Annotated in this window: 20 protein-coding genes; all 20 read right to left on the minus strand. The window is 35.5% G+C overall.

The window, feature by feature from the left end; all coding sequences use genetic code 11:
* On the minus strand, positions 1-1,031 hold a 1,031-nt coding region (locus ON09_RS15725), incomplete at its 3' end, for a YARHG domain-containing protein (RefSeq protein WP_010602019.1).
* A 33-nt stretch (positions 1,032-1,064) separates the two neighbouring features.
* Entirely contained in the window at positions 1,065-1,583 is a 519-nt protein-coding gene (locus ON09_RS15730) for a hypothetical protein (protein WP_010602020.1), read from the minus strand.
* Between the two features lie 142 nt (positions 1,584-1,725).
* Positions 1,726-1,971: a hypothetical protein gene (locus tag ON09_RS24335; RefSeq protein WP_010602021.1), complete on the minus strand. Its 246-nt coding sequence runs from the start codon at positions 1,969-1,971 to the stop codon at positions 1,726-1,728.
* 8 nt (positions 1,972-1,979) lie between these two features.
* On the minus strand, positions 1,980-2,231 hold the full coding sequence (locus ON09_RS15735; protein ID WP_010602022.1) for a DUF6714 family protein: 252 nt from the start codon (positions 2,229-2,231) through the stop codon (positions 1,980-1,982).
* Positions 2,228-3,634 (minus strand): hypothetical protein, encoded by a 1,407-nt coding sequence (locus ON09_RS15740; protein WP_010602023.1) that lies wholly within the window; start codon positions 3,632-3,634, stop codon positions 2,228-2,230. The genes ON09_RS15735 and ON09_RS15740 overlap by 4 nt, the downstream gene beginning before the upstream one ends.
* Positions 3,635-3,658: 24 nt before the next feature.
* Positions 3,659-4,642, minus strand: coding sequence for a hypothetical protein (locus tag ON09_RS15745; protein WP_010602024.1), 984 nt, complete (start codon positions 4,640-4,642; stop codon positions 3,659-3,661).
* Between the two features lie 68 nt (positions 4,643-4,710).
* Positions 4,711-5,061: a hypothetical protein gene (locus ON09_RS15750; protein ID WP_010602025.1), complete on the minus strand. Its 351-nt coding sequence runs from the start codon at positions 5,059-5,061 to the stop codon at positions 4,711-4,713.
* A gap of 18 nt (positions 5,062-5,079) precedes the next feature.
* A complete protein-coding gene (locus ON09_RS15755; RefSeq protein WP_010602026.1) occupies positions 5,080-5,697 on the minus strand; it encodes a hypothetical protein in 618 nt (205 codons plus the stop codon).
* A complete protein-coding gene (locus tag ON09_RS15760; protein ID WP_010602027.1) occupies positions 5,682-6,044 on the minus strand; it encodes a toxin-antitoxin system YwqK family antitoxin in 363 nt (120 codons plus the stop codon). The genes ON09_RS15755 and ON09_RS15760 overlap by 16 nt, the downstream gene beginning before the upstream one ends.
* Positions 6,045-6,049: 5 nt before the next feature.
* Positions 6,050-6,652: a hypothetical protein gene (locus tag ON09_RS15765; protein WP_010602028.1), complete on the minus strand. Its 603-nt coding sequence runs from the start codon at positions 6,650-6,652 to the stop codon at positions 6,050-6,052.
* A 5-nt stretch (positions 6,653-6,657) separates the two neighbouring features.
* Positions 6,658-7,431: a toxin-antitoxin system YwqK family antitoxin gene (locus ON09_RS15770; RefSeq protein WP_010602029.1), complete on the minus strand. Its 774-nt coding sequence runs from the start codon at positions 7,429-7,431 to the stop codon at positions 6,658-6,660.
* A gap of 88 nt (positions 7,432-7,519) precedes the next feature.
* Complete coding sequence (locus ON09_RS15775; RefSeq protein WP_029204381.1) at positions 7,520-8,875, minus strand: hypothetical protein; 1,356 nt, start codon at positions 8,873-8,875, stop codon at positions 7,520-7,522.
* 6 nt (positions 8,876-8,881) lie between these two features.
* Positions 8,882-9,142 carry a hypothetical protein gene (locus ON09_RS15780; RefSeq protein ID WP_010602031.1) on the minus strand — a complete coding sequence of 87 codons (261 nt, stop codon included), beginning with the start codon at positions 9,140-9,142 and terminating at the stop codon, positions 8,882-8,884.
* The gene (locus ON09_RS15785) at positions 9,129-9,581 is read right to left on the minus strand and encodes a hypothetical protein (protein WP_010602032.1); all 453 of its coding nucleotides are present in this window, start codon (positions 9,579-9,581) and stop codon (positions 9,129-9,131) included. The genes ON09_RS15780 and ON09_RS15785 overlap by 14 nt, the downstream gene beginning before the upstream one ends.
* Positions 9,582-9,860: 279 nt before the next feature.
* Positions 9,861-11,828, minus strand: coding sequence for a WG repeat-containing protein (locus ON09_RS15790; protein WP_010602033.1), 1,968 nt, complete (start codon positions 11,826-11,828; stop codon positions 9,861-9,863).
* Between the two features lie 542 nt (positions 11,829-12,370).
* Complete coding sequence (locus tag ON09_RS15795) at positions 12,371-13,267, minus strand: hypothetical protein (protein ID WP_010602034.1); 897 nt, start codon at positions 13,265-13,267, stop codon at positions 12,371-12,373.
* 313 nt (positions 13,268-13,580) lie between these two features.
* Positions 13,581-13,907: a hypothetical protein gene (locus ON09_RS15800; RefSeq protein ID WP_010602035.1), complete on the minus strand. Its 327-nt coding sequence runs from the start codon at positions 13,905-13,907 to the stop codon at positions 13,581-13,583.
* A 105-nt stretch (positions 13,908-14,012) separates the two neighbouring features.
* Positions 14,013-14,837, minus strand: coding sequence for a VanW family protein (locus ON09_RS15805; protein WP_029204382.1), 825 nt, complete (start codon positions 14,835-14,837; stop codon positions 14,013-14,015).
* Positions 14,838-14,840: 3 nt separating this feature from the next.
* Complete coding sequence (locus tag ON09_RS15810) at positions 14,841-15,386, minus strand: hypothetical protein (RefSeq protein ID WP_010602037.1); 546 nt, start codon at positions 15,384-15,386, stop codon at positions 14,841-14,843.
* 891 nt (positions 15,387-16,277) lie between these two features.
* Positions 16,278-17,287 (minus strand): hypothetical protein (locus ON09_RS15820; protein WP_010602039.1); only part of this gene is annotated, 1,010 nt, incomplete at its 5' end.

Consider the following 17,287-nt stretch of genomic DNA (forward strand, 5'->3'; position numbering starts at 1 on the left):
ACGTACACACTATAGTTTTCTTTTTGCATTAAAAGTGGCCATATTTTAGCAAATTGTTGTTTGTTAACTTTTAAAACAGGCATATCATCGTGCTCGCCATTAATGGCAAATGGAAACTGAACCAAGGGGATGAGTTGTTCTAAGTTAGCATCTTTAGTGCTCGCTCTCAGTTTCTCCCAAAAGTCTAAAAAGTCGTTTTTAAACTGATTGTCGTAATAATCGGCACTTTCAAAAGCAGTGATGTATTTGATATTTTCTTTCTCAACATGAGTTAAAAAAGGCGTTATATTTTTAAAATGGTTCCATCGGTAATCTGGTTTTTTGTTGAAATGCTGGTACCACTTTCCATCTTCCTTAAACGCATAATTGTAACGGGCATAAACAGTGTTTTTCATTTCTGCCAGTTGTTGCTTGTTGTACTTTTTTACATCTACTTGAGTAAAACTGCGGGTTGAAATTTCAGGGTAATCGCCTTCCACTTCCCAATAAACTTTACGGTAAAATCTTTCTCTATCTGCATCGTGAATGCCAAACTTGGTTTCTTTATCGCATTTGTAAAATCTATAAAAATGCCTTTTATCTACTCTGAAATAATTTTCTCCAACAAAGAATTCTGAGGCTACAAATTGTTTGTTGATGGCATTTTTCGGTTCAAGAATATTGTTTCCAACCCAACCGCCATCGTGTACATTCGGCAAGGTTTCGCAATTGGTTACTTGTTTATTTATCAGTCTTGCCTTACTAAAACTAAGGTGCTGGTAATACACAAAAGTGCCATACGATTTTGGGTCTACAATAATTTTAATTTGGTAAACCGTGTCTCGGTCTTCGGCTAGGTAAATTCCGTTAACGCTATAAGCAAAATTGTTAGCGATGCTTTTTTGGTCGTATCCTTTTTTCAGTTCTGGTGTCCAAGCGCTAATTTCTGTAGAGATGGTGCAGGGGCAGTTTTTAACAGCTTTTTTTTGTTGTGCAAAGCAATTAACGGCGCAACAAAAAACCAAAAACAGAAGCGAGAAATATTGTTTCATAACTATTAATATGTGGATGAATTAGTCATTTTTTTAATTTTTTGCGGGTGGTGGAGCTTTCATTTCTGCCGGTTTCAAATGTCTTTCGGTTAAGTTCTCCAGCTTAATACCCTTCATATCATCGCTTACTTTTTTCAATCCCCATTTATCGGTAATGTACTTTGTGGTAATGCAGAAAGAACCCGTATAATCGTAGAAATTTTCGGTAACTATTAGCGTGTCATTTAACAGTTTATAACTTCCCTCGAGAATAATTTTTCCGTTTTTTGTGCCGTATTTTACAATCTCCAGGTGACTGAAATTGAGTTTATCTCTTGTAATTTTGTACACCTGTAAAGTATCTCCCTTGCTCTGTTGGCGCATTTCACTAGGTTTTTGATAGCCCAGATAAACATTAAACTTTGTTTTTTTAATGGTAAAATCTTCTTGGCGTTTGTCGGTTTTTAAAATGTCTGATGTACCAGCAGTTCTCGCTACCGGTGGCGGTGTTTTTTTTTGTGCAAATGTGTTGAGGCTTATAATGGCGATTATTAATGTAAATATTTTTTTCATGTCTTTATTTTTTTGAAAAGCAAGTTTCTGTTTCAATCGGTTCCGAAAGTCCCGCCATTCGCTTTACTTCGTTGCACTTCGTGTTCGCTTCTGTCGGGTTTAGAATGGTTAAGCCTGTGCAAAAAGGCAAAACCGTTTTTCGCTAATTATCAAGTTTAGTGCTCCAAAATATTAGGCCATCTTTAAGCTGTTTATCAAAATAATCGTTTTCATTTGATGCTCCATTTTTCAATTTGTAGTTTAAAAATTCTATAATACATTCTATTTGATTGCTGTTAAACAACGAAAATCTACTCAGCTGATATTCGCTATGCAAATCATGAGTTAACGTAAAAACTACCTCTGGCGATGGCAGATTTTGCTCTTGTAAAATTTCAGTTTCTAACAAATCGAATATTAAAAATTTAGGCAGGCAAACCTCATTCCTTTAGCATCAAAAAACGCTAAAGCACTTTCACATTTTGCCAACTCTTGATAGCTGAGATTTTCCCAATTCATTCTTTCATCTTTTGCCCTTAATTGCATCATCGTTTCCTCATCAGCATAGTTATCCAAACCTTCTGCTTCCCACAAACCAATGCCATCTTCTAGCTTTACGTTGTTAAATGCTGTTTGTATTTTTTGAACTAATTCAGCTCTTGATGTCATTTTGCCTTTTTCTTGTAATATTCAAACAGCGCATCGCTTAAATCCCCTTCATACTCATCAGGGTTGGCAATAGCTATGCTATCTTCAATGCCTCTCGAAAATTCTCTCGTTACCTTTCCTTGCTCATCATATTCGGTAACTAAATATTGTTGTTTACCTTTTACGCCGATCTCTTTTTTTGTCAATTTTCCATTTGTATAAATAAAATGATCGTCATTAATCCATTCATCTTTATAGTTTACTTTGCCGTCAGTGGCATAGCGTTCAATTAAGCCAGGTTTTTCAAATTCGGTGAGTTGGCCTTTGCTGTTATAATGTTCCAGCACCTTTTTCTCGAAGTCTTTTTTAATTACCGAAATACGAAATCTGGTAGTGGTTTTTGAAACAGGTTTACGATTACGGAAGACTGAAACCACTTCTTTATCGCCATTACTTGGGCTTTTAGTAGTTGTTTTAATGGTAATCAGATAATCATTTCGTTCTTTAACCACAGAGGGCGTAAAGCTTGTTGAGCCCAAAAGCTTACCATCTTTGTAAACAATCTCCGAAGTTAAAATGCCATGGTCGTAAGTTAATTTGCTTTCTTTTGAGGGCGATTTGCTGTAATCTTCAGCATAATGATATTCGTAATCTCCGTGGAGCAAACTATCTTGATCAATCGTAAAAACTAAACTTTCAAAAGCTGGAGCCATACTACTTGCCCGATATTTTCCGGGCGCCAATTTTTCGCGTTTTTTGGTGCGCATGTAGGCTAATCCATCTTTATTGGCAATGCGACTATCCAAATCTCCAATGGCCAAGCTTGTGTAATTCTCTTTTGGTTCTGGTGGTAGCGGTGGAGGTAAGTTTGAAACATAGTTTTCGGTAACTGGAACCTGTACTTCAACCTCTTTTTTTCTATCGAGAAAAAGCTTTGCTCCTAATCTTTTCTGAAAATAGGCTACCATCTTATCAATGTTTTGTTCTGCATTTTTTGAGGAAACGCATTTCACAACAATTAGATAATTTTGAACTGTTAAAATTGCACCATAGAACCAACTGTTAAATTTTGGCAGTACCTTTTCTAATTCCGAAACCGACGCAAACTGTGCCACTTCGTACCCACAATCACTATTTTTTATTGTAGGGTCTTTCCAAACTTCTAAGTAAATGGCTTGTACGCCAGGCGTTTTGGCGGTAAAAAGTGCGCCCCTGGCTTTTGCAATATTGGTAACTAAACCTGGGTTTTTGTTAATACCGTATTTGGTTTGAATGTCTTTGGGAATTTCGGAAATTGTCATTCCCTTAAAAAGCGAAGAGTTTGAGCGGAAACTTTCCGGAAATTTAAGTTCTTGCGCCTGCACTTTTATCGCCATGATGGCAATAAATAAAAAAGTAAATATCTTGAATAATCGTTTTTTCATAAAGTTTGTTGTAGGTTGTTTTGGTTATGTTAACTCTTCTTTACTGAAATAGCCATCCAGTTTTCGGTGGTTCATTAAAAAAGCAATGGTGGTGCATATAAAAATCGTTACCCAAATGCAAAAAATTCGAGTAAATTCCAGTTTAATCAAATAAAATAAACAAATTAAAGGAAAGCTTAAGAATAGTACACTGAAACAAATTCCAGCTAAATGGGTGAAGAATAATTTGGCAAAACCATCCATTCGATTACCAATAACACTTAAAATAATAGCTAAAATTGGCATGCCGAAAATCGCGAAATAAGGAAAAACTTCACTTTCCATTATTTGAATTTTCATTGGTGCAAATAGAAAATAATTTACGCCAACGTACATTAAAATTAAATAAGGCAGTAGGTCTTTTAAAACTTTAAACGCTTTCCGTGTTTTGTCTTCTACAGCCGGCGTAGCAATTACCAAGGGTTTGTCGCCCTGCTCTCTTAACTCAAATTCGTGATGAGCATTTTTTATTGCATAACCCAAAACGCTTATCAAATCGCCGTTTTTTAGGGTTCTCTCCGTATAACGGATATCATCAACTGCGTACTTAACGCTATGTAATGTGTCAGTTTTGGCAGGCAGAAGTGCCAGGTTTAATTTAGTAATCATCACCTTTATTCTTCCTGTCGAGTTATTTAAATAAAAATCCTGAAACTCTTCTTTTTCAAGGGTGCTATTTACATGTTCCGAACCCGTATCACTATCGTAGGTAATGTTTCCTTCTTTATAAGTGTAGGCAATACATTGTTGTTTGAAGTAGGGCGTTTCAAACGTTTTTGGAGCACTAATTGTTCCCTCTATTTTAACTACACCTTCCGTTAATTCGTAAATTGCTGTAGCTTTTTTATTAATCAGCGTTCGCTGTGTTTTGGTAACTATAACAACAATAACTGCTAAAATTATAGGCACAGCAGGAACAATAAATCGGCTGGAAAAAACCAATAGTAAAACGGATGACAACGCCAGCATAACCACCCAAATTAATATGTTGGAGAAACAGCTTTTCAATTTATACCATGTTAGTTAAACAAATCATTTTAAGTATTAGAAAGTGTAATCGTGACCATAGCGCCCAAAAAAACAATAAAGGACAATATAATGAGGTTTGTTCTTGCCAGCTTATTTTGCTTTACTACAAACAAGCTGATGGCTTCAACGATTAAATACAAAATCCACGTTGCAGAAAAATAGGCGCTGATGTAAAATGAACCTAGCGTACCAGACCTGCCTTCAATGAGGTAAACGATTAAAAATGTAAGCGCAATAAAAGCAATCAACACGCCTAATCTAATGATGACATGTTTGTTGACATCTGCTTTTTGCTGTGCTTTTTTAATTGAATATACCAGCAAAAGGATAAATAAAATGATTGGAATAGGTAGAAGCATATTTTTTTATTAAACCAATTATCTATTTACATCTCTATAATACCACCCTGGTAAAATATCGTCTCCGCCTTTGTGATAGATTACCGATTGCAGGTTTTCTGCTGGATATAACCTGTAGAAAGTAGTGGTATAAAAGTGATTTCGGGTTAAATTGCTTACGAGCAAACATGGCTTTTTCACGTCGGTATCGTAAGCGAATTTGTAATTCAGCAACTCATGCATTCTCATCTCTGTTTCATACTCATCTCGCTCTGGCAACAGGTAGGCAATATTAGAATTATATCCGTCAGCTATTTCAATTTTTGTGGTGTTAATCTGATAAGCATCTTTAATAACTACATTATAACTGATTTTATATTGTAATAACAGGCTATCGTTAACAAACGATTTTTTCAGTATCAATTGTTTGTGGTCATCATAAACCAAGCTATCGCTAATGATAAATTTTAAATTGTTGATGTTTTTATAGCGGATAAACTTAACTTTTTGACCCTTTGCATATAATGATTTTTCAAATGGTTCATTTGGTTCGGATGATGAATATCTTAATTGCCAACCATCGAGGTGATTTTTACTAAACGTAGCGGTTTTTTCAATTCGTCCGTGATCATAATCGGTTTCTAAGCCTTCCTGCAAACCATTTTCATACCTACTTCGTCGCCTAATGGAGCCATCTTCATTGTAACAAGCCATTCGCCTTCACGTAAATTATTTCGGTAAGCCCCCTTTTCTGCCAGTTTTTTGTTTCTAAAAACCTTGAATTCGCCGTTTTTTAAACCGTTTAAAAAAGTTTCGTAATTGGTTTGGTAACGATTAAATCTGATGGCATACTTACCATTTAAAGGCTGACCAGTTTTCTTTAGACAGGTTTTGTTGGTTGCGTACACGTATGCGGTTTCCTCAAGATCAATATTAATCCAACCTTGTTGCGCAACGCAAAAGTTCGATACAAAAAATAAAAGAAACGCAGTTAGTGTTTTCATCTGGTTTATTTTTTCGCTCGCCTGTTCTTTTCTGCAGTTTTATGCTTTTCAACAATATCCTCTAACTGGGTTTGATAAGAAAAATAGCTTTCTTCACTAAATTGTTCCAGATAAATTTTGCTGAATTTCATCTTGGTTTTAATGGTGGGGATTTTAACCAGTTCGCCATTTTCGTTATTTGCCAAATGGTCGAAATAATTCCAATTGCCAATGTAATCGCCGGTGAGTAAGTTTGCGCTCGCCTCGCCACTGCCATCGTTCGCGGCGTTGCCCAAAGCGTACTCGGTAATCCCAATCACGCGGATGCGTTTCTCGCCTTTCTCGTACCTGAACTGGCAGGCATAACCTGCTCGCATCCAATTGTTTCTTAGTTCAAATCCGTTTCTGGTCGATTTGATGTATGTATTGTCGCTTGACATTTCGATTGTCTTGCTTCTTAGTTTTTTGAACTTTTGTGTCGATAGCCTGCAAACAATTTGTAATGCCTTTTGGTCGATGTATACCGTATCTTTTTTGCCATCAAAGTCGAGGTCTTTTACGAGTTTTTCTTGTCCAAAAACTGAAATATACGCCCCCAGCATGATCATGAGCATGAGTAGTTTTTTCATCTTTTTTAGTATTTAACTTTTTTCAACAGATTTCCTTTGTCATCATAGTATAGCCACTCATTGATGCACTTTCCATTTTTATATTCGCCAACGGCATTTAACCTGCCATTTTTGTGGTAATATTTCCATTCACCGGTTTCAAAATTTTCCTTGTAGATCCCGATGCTCATTAGTGTACCGTCTTCGTAAAATCTTTTCCACTCGCCCTCTTGTTGCCCGTTGATGAAAAAGCCAAATGTTTCCAGCGCACCCTGTTCGTAATATTCAACCCATTTGCCAATTTGTTTTCCATCCTTATATCTACCCGTATTTTGCAGTTTTCCGTTTCTGTGGAAACGTTTCAATTTTCCTTCTCGTTTTCCGTTCTTATACCGTACAACATCGGTTAATAAAGCATTTTTATCTTCATAGTAAAATTTCCATTTACCCTTGGCTTTTCCATCTTTGAATTTTCCAGTTTTCCAAAAATTTCCATTGTTGTAAAAAGCAGTCCACCTGCCATTTTCCTTTCCGTTTCGAACATTTCCATATTCGAATAGCAATCCATTTTCGTGGTAAACGATTACATCGCCCGATAATGTTCCATTTGCAAAACTTCCAATCCGCCATAGTTTCCCATTTTTATGATAGTATTTCCACTGGCCTGTTTCCTTTCCGTTTGCATTAAGTTGTCCAACTTCTTTTACGATACCGTTATCATAAAATAGTTTATGTTCTTTTTGTGCTTTAGCGAAAACACAGGTAAAAAGCATTGCGATGATTAAAACAACTTTCTTCATAAGTTATCCGTTTAAGCCGTTCTTCCAGCGTTCCCAATTTTTTCTTTCAAATTGCCTTTTAAGGGCAACATTTTTATGCTAACGATTATCATTCTATCACTCCAATCTCATAGTGATTTACTTCACGCTTCCACTTTAACTCACTGCTGTAAGTGATGCAATAAATTTGATCTCCAACTTTTAACAATAGCGGTACTTTTTGTTCATCGAAATTAATTTTCGTTTTACCCACTTTTCCACCTACGTTGAACTCATAATAAATCATCGGAACGGCATCATAGGTGTAATTAATTCCGTTGTTTAAGCCTCCAGTGAAGTTTCCATCAGAACCAATTGTAATTCGGTCTAATTCTTTTACGAATGTGCTATCAAACGGTTTATAGTTTTCCGAGATTAACTTATTACTAAAATTCCAGGTGTAAGCCATCATGCTGTTGTTTACCAAATCATCATTGGTTTTATCAACTTTTGTAAAAGCTAATCGTGGTGCTTTCACCTCAAAAACCCGAGTACCGACTATCAAAGTCTGGCCATCGTTGAAAACTGGCAAATCTTGATCACAGCTCTCTGTCCAAACTGATTTTTCGATTTTCTTGTTCCTCAACCTGGTTAGTGTTATAAAATTTTTTGCCGGAAATTCCATCCCTGGTTTTATCGCTTCGCGATAGCCGGTGATTAGGAACAAAGAACTATCCGCCACTGCGTAAAAGAAATAATCTTTTGTGTGAATTACCAAATCATGCCCGTCTACTTTGGCAGATTTATACGCATTAAATGATACTGTGGCAACATCAAATTTTTTGTAAAGCAATGCATTTTTTGCAAAGGCAGGAAAGGCTGGAATTTGTGGATATTTATCTTTTTCTCGCTGAATGTGATCTCCGCATGATGAAAACGCCGTTAAAAAAAGCAATCCAAAAACCAGATTAATTTTGGTATTTCCCTTTAACTTATTTTTTGCCCAAAGGGATAAATAACAAATACCAAGCAACGCGATGAATACCCAAACAATGAAGGATAAAAATTGGCCTAAATTGCTAAATTCCCAGCGCAACTCTTGCCAGTTTTTAGCCAATCGATTTATAAAAATGTCGAAACTATAGGCGCCATTTTGGGCTATCTTTACATAAAACCTAAAATAATGCGCAATGATATCGATTACAAAAACCTTTACAGTTAGAAACGCAAAAAAAGAAACCGTTGTAATAACTAAAGCATTGCCTTTAATTTTATCAAACATTAGCAACGCCGATACCAAAATGTAAACTAATAAAATGCTAAAATCTGCGTAGCCATCATAAACAGTAAAATTTGCCAATCGCGTATTTAAAATCAATTTGTTTACAATTAAGCTGGAAATTAGTGCAACTAAAACATGTACCGCAAAGCAGATGGCAATTACCATTGTGACTTTGATAAGTTTTGTTTTAGTTGAATTCTTCATTTTTGCTTAAAAATTTACAGGTATAAATACTATTCCGGCAACATCGTAACCCTGAATTTTAGTTTCCCATTTGGGCATTTTGCTTAATTTCTCGCGTAGCTTATTTAATGTTTCAGAGCTTGCCTTTAGGTTTTTTACCTCGCTTAATTTCGCCGAACCGTCTATCGCAATATCAAGTACCATAACAGCACTGCCCTTTGCATCGCTTTTATGCTTTTGTGCTAAAATGGGGTACATATTACTTTCTACCCATTTATAAAGTGCCATACTTTCGCCTGGATAATGGATGAATGGGTTTGTTATTCTTGAATTTTGGCGGAAAATCTTTCGGATACGCGTCGAGGTTTTTGCTTTCTTTAATCAGCACCAATCTGCCTTCTTTATTTGGCGCATAAACTTTATGGTTCATTTTATCACTTTGTAAATCGAACTGCAAAAAGTGTATTTCCTGTCCATTTTTCCCGTAGATGCCTCGGTATAATTCCTTGTCAGCCTTTAAGTCTTTTATTAAAGCATCATGAAAAATGGTATCGGTTTGGTTTGGAATAACATAAACGGTTTTATCTTCAATAGCGCTCTTCCTCTGCTTCGTATAAATTTTATAGCCGAAACCGGACAGATTAATTTCTTCTCTTCCTTCGAGGTTTTGTGCATAACCGAAACTGGCGCTTGCGGTTACTAATATAGTAAGGATTAAGTTTTTCATTTAATTAGGTTAAGTCATAAAAATACCAGCTTAAACCCACATCAAAATCCAGAATTATTATTCGCCGTTTATTTTTTATTATTCGTTAACAGACTGGCGTTTTTAGCAAAAAATCAATCCTATTTCGTCACGCGTAGTTGCGAGGCACGAAGCAATCTTAAAGCAAATAACATGTTCGTTTATAACGTTGGCGGGGACGCCTACATAAGAATACTTCTGCGTTGGCGTCCCCGCCGACGCTTAACTTGGTAAATCGGGCTACAGCTTCTCGAATTGGTATTATTTCTTGTAGGTTTTAATAAACGAAGCAAAATCCATTGCCTGGCTTTTATCTTTTAAGCAGAATTTAAACTTTCCGTTTTTATCAAACTCTTCGCTCATGTGGCAGAAGATAAACGGCGTAACTTCTTTGCCTTTTTCGTCTATAATTCCGTACCAATAATTGCTACCATCGGCAGTTCTAATTCCTGCCATAAAATAATTGTTGACACCATAGAAGGGATTGATAAATTCGTATTTAAACGGCGTTAACAAGTTGAGGTTTTTGTCAACCAGAGCTTTTTTCTTGTTCACATCTTCTGCCTCAAACAGCGTTGGATATTTAATATCAGAAGCGATAAACTCATCTACCAGATGAATTTTTCGAATGCCTTTATTCGGAATTTTTTTGAAGTTTAAATCGTACAGTTCATCCAAATTGTGGGTTTTGCTGGCAATGATAAATTGCCCGTGTTTTTCAAAACGGTAATATTCAAATGGCAAAATAGTTTTTTCTCTATTCAGCATTACGCCAGATTTATCTTCGTTACCTACAGTTTTTTCAAAAACATCGTAACCTGGTTTTAAAGTCTGCACATAACTCACAAATTGCGGTAGCGGAACCATCTTTTTTCCAGCTACATTTAGCCAATACAATTTTTCATCGCCTACAAAATATTCATTCGCTACTTGTCTTAATTCATCAAATTTAGGCTCAATAATGGTTTCGCCATCCCGGTTTGAGATACCGAATTTTCTACCGTTCTCTTTACTGTAAAAAACGATGTTGGGTTTAGCCTCATCAAAATATTTGGGGTTTAAATAATGGTTGCCATATTTTACCATCGCTTTATTTTGCAACGAAACAGATTTTGTCGCCACAAAAACATCAATGCTTTTGATATCATCCGGAAATTCTACGATAACAAATTGCGTTTGCACTCCAATTACTTTTTTGCCTGCGTTAGCAATTTCGTTGTACAAACCCATATCGCCAAGTTCTTTTATTTTCTCCTCATCCTTAAAAAGTTTATTTAGGTAAGCATCAAATTCGGTCATGTTTTCTTTCGCATCAACCTGGTTCTGACGGATTTTATCTAATTTTTCTTTTCCGTTTTTCTCCTCGTTTTCTTTCAATACTTCAGCGAAAATATCGAGCAGTTCTTTTAAACTTTCGCTTACCTTTTTATCAATACCTAACATGGGTGTAGCACTTAATGCATTGCTATTCATCCTTAAATTTTGGTTATTATAAGCCTGATAACCGATAACTTCGGCATACAAATCCATCGGGATTTTGAGTTGAGCCATATTTTCTTTTAGGCTCTCAACTTCTATTGTAGCATCTTTATAATCTTGCGTTTTGGCCGATTTATCGATAGAAAACCGCTCAAAATCGGTTGGGAATTTTAAACTGATTTCCGCTTGAATACTATCAATACGTTTTAACCCGATATCAGTTTTTGCTATTTTTTTACCTCTAAAAAAATAAGCTTTTTCGTGGGTTACCACATTGTCTTTAAACGGTTTAAACAAACTGTCCTTTTTCTCCAAAATGTGATTGTCATCCGTTAGGCTAAACCTACTTTCGTATGAAAACATATCCTGCCCGTAAAGACTAAAAGTGCTGTCGGCGTAGCCATCATTAAAGTTTTGTTCAAAGAGCAATTTTTTGCAGTAGTCATCAAATAGTGCCTTAATTGTTGTTTCGTCATGGTTAATTTCAAATTCCGGAACCGATTTATCAACCTTAGTTTTCTCGCCCGATGAAAAATGTGAGGTTAACTGCAAGGTGAAAGTGGCCGTTTTGATCAATTTGTTTAGCAACGCAGTATCTTTTCTGAGCTGGTTTTTGAGCCCATCGTATTTCATCGCTTTCAAAGAGGCAATGTATTTCTTTGCTTCAGGAGCCTGAGAAGTTGGCGTTTGACTACAAGCATATAAAAACGTACTTGTGAGCAATAAAATTAAGATCCGTTTAAGTTTCATGTTTAACTTTAAATATTATTTATTTGAAGCGCAATTGAGGTGCTTTTTTTTAACGCTACTCCCGCTTTCCGCTCTCATCGCCGATAAAATTCGGCGGATTTCCGCTACAATCGGGGCTAATTAACTTAAGTCGGTGCACAAGAAACCCCTCAAAAGCACTACCTACTTTGTAATATAAACCCGATTGGCCTTTCAATACTTTTTGTTACTGTCATCTTGAGCTTGTCGAAAGATTGTTTCTGGTTAGTAGGTGCTTCGACAAGCTCAGCATGACAATTTTAATTGCTGTACCAATAAAAAGATTGCAACAAAAAGCGGGGCTACCATTGCCGAAAAGTACTTCCATTGTTTTTCTAATATTTTTAAAATTTGGTTAACGTTTTGGTGTTTCGTGATGCTGGCAATCGAAGCACAAATATTGAACTTTGCAATATCGTCCAAGGGTTGCAAACCATTTTTGTTGTTTTTATTCCCAGGGTAATTCTTTCTTTATCAAATATTTAGATGTTGTTTCTGCGTATAAGAAATTCATTAGTTCGTCTTTAAAATCGTGGTTTAAATGAATTCCTATTTCCATATAAAAATCTGCAAAAAAACTCTCTATCAGCAGTTTCAATATATGTGTTTTTTAAAAGCACTATCGTATTTTTAACATTTTCTATAGATTTTTCGTAATTATTTTCTTCTATATCGTTTAGTAAAATTTTCGTTTTTTCTTCTAACTGAACTAAGACCAGGCTATCCATTAGCTCATCTTTTTTGATAAATTTGAGCCTCCTGTTTATGTCTGTCTTTAGCTTTTTAAGAGCAGTTGGCTTTCTTTTAGCATGCTTATTGAACCATGATAATAGGAAACCGTCAATATTGTGCGTTAATATTTTTCCTAATTCAGAGTAGATGCGTGGCAAGTTGTAAAGCAAAGTCATGTTCCCGTTGCTTTCCACGATTTCAAAACCATCGAAAAAGGAAAATGAATTTGACGTAAGATTTATAAAATCTTTATTAGAAACAGTGTCTTGTGAAAGTATCGTTTCGAAATCGTTTTGGATTTTGAGGTTAATTTCTTTTTCACTAAAGTTGTACGCATTTTCTAAAAGAAACTGAATTCTTTCTCTTTGAGATAATCGGGTTGAAAACCAATTTTTGATAATATCTTCAACGATATTAGGAAGAATTTTGCCGTTTGAGTTTTCATAAATTATTGTTCTGAAAGATACTCTTAAACGTTCTCTAAAATGGTGGCATTTTAAGAAAAATGAAATTTCTTCATCCAAAATATCATACATCAGTTTTTCAATTTCTTGCTGATTACTTGTATTTGCAAGTGTTTCGATGATATTATTTAAATTATTTCCAATGCGGAAATAATCAGCTTCCGTAATCGTATTATCTTCAACAAGATAATAGATGGTATCTATAGGTCCTTGATAAAAATTCATTTTCGTGTTTGGTTTAGATATAAGGATGCATCATTTTACAGGGCTAAAGAACTTAAGGCGGTGCAAAAGAAACCCCTCAAAAGCACCGCTAGCTTGGTAATATAAACCCGATTGTAGTGGCAATACTTTTTGTTACTGTCATCATTGCAAATCAGTAGATGCTTCGACAAACTCTGCATGATAAATATAGTAGCAGTACCAACAAAAAGATTGCAACAAAAAGCGGGACTGCAATTGCCGAAAAGCACTTCCATTGTTTTTCTAATATGTTTTAAAACTCGCTTTCGCTAGCGTATTCACCGCTGTGTTTCTGCTAAAAACTCTTCGGCAGTTTGTTTCTTACTAAAATGTGCAAATTCGATTTCCTTTTCGTCTTTACCGTCATTAGTTTTAGGCCAAACCAGTGTTCTGAAACGGTTTTATTTACTACGTTAATTCTTACATTTCTGCCTAGTTTGTAGGCGTAAAGGCCGATAGGAAGAACCGTAAATGCGTAATAGGGTATACCATCGTGGTTGGTGCCGTTAATTAAAGAGTGTACACCAAGGCTGGCAAAAACCGAAAGTGCAAGAATTGGAAAAAGTAGCAGTCTTTCTAAGATGTACTCATCGCCGTTTTGTTGGTAAAATTTGTTTTCCATAGGTTTGTTTATGCAATAAAAATAACAGCATATACTAAAACTAAAAACACTAGTTATTATTTGCTGAGCATTATTTATTATTCGTTGGAAAGTGGGAGATTTTACTTATTCCGTTGTATCTAAAAATTCTGCTGGTGTGTAAGTAACCCTTGCAAAGTTTTTCATAATCAGTTCTGTGGCTACAACTTTACCACCTTCAAATTTTAATATTTTATCTCTCCAGATTTCATTTTTTCGGTAAAACTGATGATCTATTTTTAAAAACTGATGCTCTTTTTCGCTCACATGGTAGGCATAGTTAAGTTCGGTATCAATGCGTAATTCGCCTTCCAAACATTTATCAGTAAACCAAAGGTTAATTTGAAATTTATGCTCGGTATTATTGGTAAATTGATAGTCGAGGTAATTGTAAAAAACGGTTGCGCCACTGCCAAAAGGCAAAACCCGCCCGTCATCTGGAAATTGATCAAATGAATGGTGATATCGTTCTGTAACTGTTAACGGACTGTGAATAACCAGCCAATGAATAAGGTTAGAAATTTGGCAAATGCCACCGCCAATACCTGCCTTTGCTTCTCCAAATGAAAGTTCCATTCCTAATAAATAGCCTTTCTCTTTGGTTGGCAAACCTACCAATTTGCAAAACGAAAACGTTTCGCCTGGTTTAATGATAATACCGTTTATTTTTGCCGAAGCGATTTTGAGATTGGTTACTTTGTTAATTTGCAGTTGCTCATTGTTATCGCCAAGTTTTTTAAGCAGAACCGATTGATGTTTTTTAATCCGGAAATCGAGTTTGTCACTGGCTTTGGTTTTTGCATATTTTTTACCATCGAAAACCCATTCCAATTGTCTTTTTATCCGCCTTGCGTTTACTGCTAAAAAATATAAAAAAGGATGCCTTTGGCTGAGTAACTTTCTCTTTTTCACTGGTTAATTTTTCATTTTAACATACTCCGAAATTTCAAAAATCCAATCGCCACCTTTGGCAAATAAAAACGACACTACGCCTAAAATGATCAGGTAGGAAACCAATCTTTTAAAGAACAATTGGTAGCGATTTTCATCTTTCAAAAGTCGGGCATTTACGATTAGAAAAATTAACCCAGCAATTATCCCTGTTACGGTACCCATGTAAAGCTTTGCAAAATTCTCGAAGAAAGAAAAAATTGCGATTGTTAGCTCAAAAGCTTTAGAGTTAGATTTAGATAATTCGCTCTCTGGAAGAAAGACGAACCAACAAATAATGCTAAAAATGCAACTGCAGAGAAGAAAAAGTAAACCCTTGTAAGTATTCCTACCCATAAAGGCGTACATTAAGATGAGCATAGCAATGCCCAAAGTAAAATAGGTAAATTTTAAATCGCTAACGAAGCTGGCCTTGCTATATTCTACCGGAAAGATGACGCATAAACTGATGATTAAAATTACTGCTCCCGCGATTAATATTGGTTTTTTAGGCTTAATTTCTTGTATCATTTTATTTTGCAATTATTTTTTATCTTTTGTCTTTTTGCCAAAAGAATTTAACTCCGCTTCGTATCTCGCTATAATTAAAATCTCGCTTAATTTTAAAAATGTTGTTTGGGTTAGAGAACAGAAATCCATAAAACGACATCGTTAAAATTGCAATACTGTACAGTCCGAATTTTAAATATTTATTAACTATAATCGGTTTTAAATAGCTATCTGCCAACCAAATTACAGTTAATAGAAACGTAAAGTAAACTAGGAAATTAAACACAAGTTCTGAAACAAATATTTGAAATGAAAGCGAGGTATGCCAACCTCTGCACATAAATGCCAAAGGAAAACCATATAGAAATTCGTTTGTACCATCTTCAACACTAACGTATCGCCAGTGCGTAATCATACCCAAAAAAATAATTGTCAACGGCAATACAATTGACAAAACGAGTGCTATTACTCTTTTCGTTGTTACTAATTTTGGCATCTATTATTCATTCGTTTCTTGCTTATATTTTTCTGTTAATTCCTTATCTAAAACAAACTTTAATCTTCCGCCTTGCGTTCGCAGTGTATCAGCGTTAATAAAAAAAGTATATGATGGCGAACCTCCAGTTCTACCAGGCGTGGCGAAATCATTCCAAGCTCTTTTAACCCGTGTGCCTCTTAAATTTCGCTTTTATATTTCTTGTCCCACAATTCGGTAGTATCTCTAACACTATAGATTTTGAGGTTCTGAGCATGGGAAGTTAGTATGAAGATAAGCAACACAGAAAGCAACGGGATTGTATAAAAAATAATAAACTGGCTGAATTTTATCATGATTTCCTTCTGATGAGATAAAATCCCAGACCAAAAATCGCCAATGCAAAACCACCGATCGCATAGTAATTTAAATCCGAACTAGTCTTTTTTTTTATTCGACCCTTTTACATCTTTAATTTTATATAATTCTTGCAAAGCTTCGTAATTATCGGCTTTATAATCTGCCGGATCAGCGGTTTGTATAATTTGCAGTTGTTTCGTTTTTTCATTTAAATAATACACTGCATTTTTATCTTTAAAAAAATGATGGTACTTCACCTGAACCGGAGGCGTATTCGGCATATCGCCAGCACAAGAATTGATGACATCTACGAAAGAACCTAAAGTGCTTAAGGTTTCGTAATCTGCTATAATGGGGTAACTTTTTTCGCCATCGAATAAAGCGTTATTGAACAAATAAAACATACCCAGTTGTTTAACAACCTTACTGGTTAATTTCTTTTTGTTATCCATGTGGATGTTGAACCGATCGCCTATAAAATGGATGTAATCATCATCTACCAAAGCTTTCGATAAATAGGCTCTGTAGCTGTAAACACCAGGAAAAAATTTGGCATCAGCAGAAATTTTTGTGCTGATGATTTTATAATCGTCATCGGCTTCGAAATAGTAAAAATCATCGCCTTTAAATAATTTTCCCTCTATCGCTTCAAGTTTAGAAACATCAGTTCTTATATCGTATGATTGGCTAAAATTGTCGTCCCAAATGGGATAGATTTTGTTTTGGAAACGAACATAACTGCTATTGCCAAACTTTGGTAGCAAAGGTGTAGACGCATAATAGCTAAAATAGACGTCTATGTCTTCGCCGGTTAAGGGGTCTCTGCCCGATACCGAATGACCCTCGCGTTTTTTTATTACTTTATCGCTCCACCACATTACGGTAGGGTTATCGACAAGTTTTAGCTGATTGAATTTTCGGTTAACCTTTAATGCCCTAAATTGGGGTGTAATATCTTCAAAACTGCCATCATTTCTGATGGAAAAAATGTGCTGTTCATCCGCAATAAAATCTTCATTTTCTCGGGGATTACAAGCGTAATAAACTAATTGCGCTGGGTTTAAGTTTGGGATAGTTTTTACAGTTG

This window comes from Pedobacter agri PB92 (genome assembly GCF_000258495.1).
Lineage (GTDB): Bacteria > Bacteroidota > Bacteroidia > Sphingobacteriales > Sphingobacteriaceae > Pedobacter > Pedobacter agri.

Coding starts and splice junctions, on each gene's coding strand:
- ON09_RS15810 (WP_010602037.1), bottom strand. CDS start 15,386: ATGATACAAGAAATTAAGCCTAAAAAACCAATATTAATCGCGGGAGCA.
- ON09_RS15730 (WP_010602020.1), bottom strand. CDS start 1,583: ATGAAAAAAATATTTACATTAATAATCGCCATTATAAGCCTCAACACA.
- ON09_RS15735 (WP_010602022.1), bottom strand. CDS start 2,231: ATGACATCAAGAGCTGAATTAGTTCAAAAAATACAAACAGCATTTAAC.
- ON09_RS15770 (WP_010602029.1), bottom strand. CDS start 7,431: ATGAAGAAAGTTGTTTTAATCATCGCAATGCTTTTTACCTGTGTTTTC.
- ON09_RS15745 (WP_010602024.1), bottom strand. CDS start 4,642: ATGCTGGCGTTGTCATCCGTTTTACTATTGGTTTTTTCCAGCCGATTT.
- ON09_RS15740 (WP_010602023.1), bottom strand. CDS start 3,634: ATGAAAAAACGATTATTCAAGATATTTACTTTTTTATTTATTGCCATC.
- ON09_RS15750 (WP_010602025.1), bottom strand. CDS start 5,061: ATGCTTCTACCTATTCCAATCATTTTATTTATCCTTTTGCTGGTATAT.
- ON09_RS15800 (WP_010602035.1), bottom strand. CDS start 13,907: ATGGAAAACAAATTTTACCAACAAAACGGCGATGAGTACATCTTAGAA.
- ON09_RS15790 (WP_010602033.1), bottom strand. CDS start 11,828: ATGAAACTTAAACGGATCTTAATTTTATTGCTCACAAGTACGTTTTTA.
- ON09_RS15760 (WP_010602027.1), bottom strand. CDS start 6,044: ATGAAAACACTAACTGCGTTTCTTTTATTTTTTGTATCGAACTTTTGC.
- ON09_RS15795 (WP_010602034.1), bottom strand. CDS start 13,267: ATGAATTTTTATCAAGGACCTATAGATACCATCTATTATCTTGTTGAA.
- ON09_RS15780 (WP_010602031.1), bottom strand. CDS start 9,142: ATGGCACTTTATAAATGGGTAGAAAGTAATATGTACCCCATTTTAGCA.
- ON09_RS15765 (WP_010602028.1), bottom strand. CDS start 6,652: ATGAAAAAACTACTCATGCTCATGATCATGCTGGGGGCGTATATTTCA.
- ON09_RS15785 (WP_010602032.1), bottom strand. CDS start 9,581: ATGAAAAACTTAATCCTTACTATATTAGTAACCGCAAGCGCCAGTTTC.
- ON09_RS15775 (WP_029204381.1), bottom strand. CDS start 8,875: ATGAAGAATTCAACTAAAACAAAACTTATCAAAGTCACAATGGTAATT.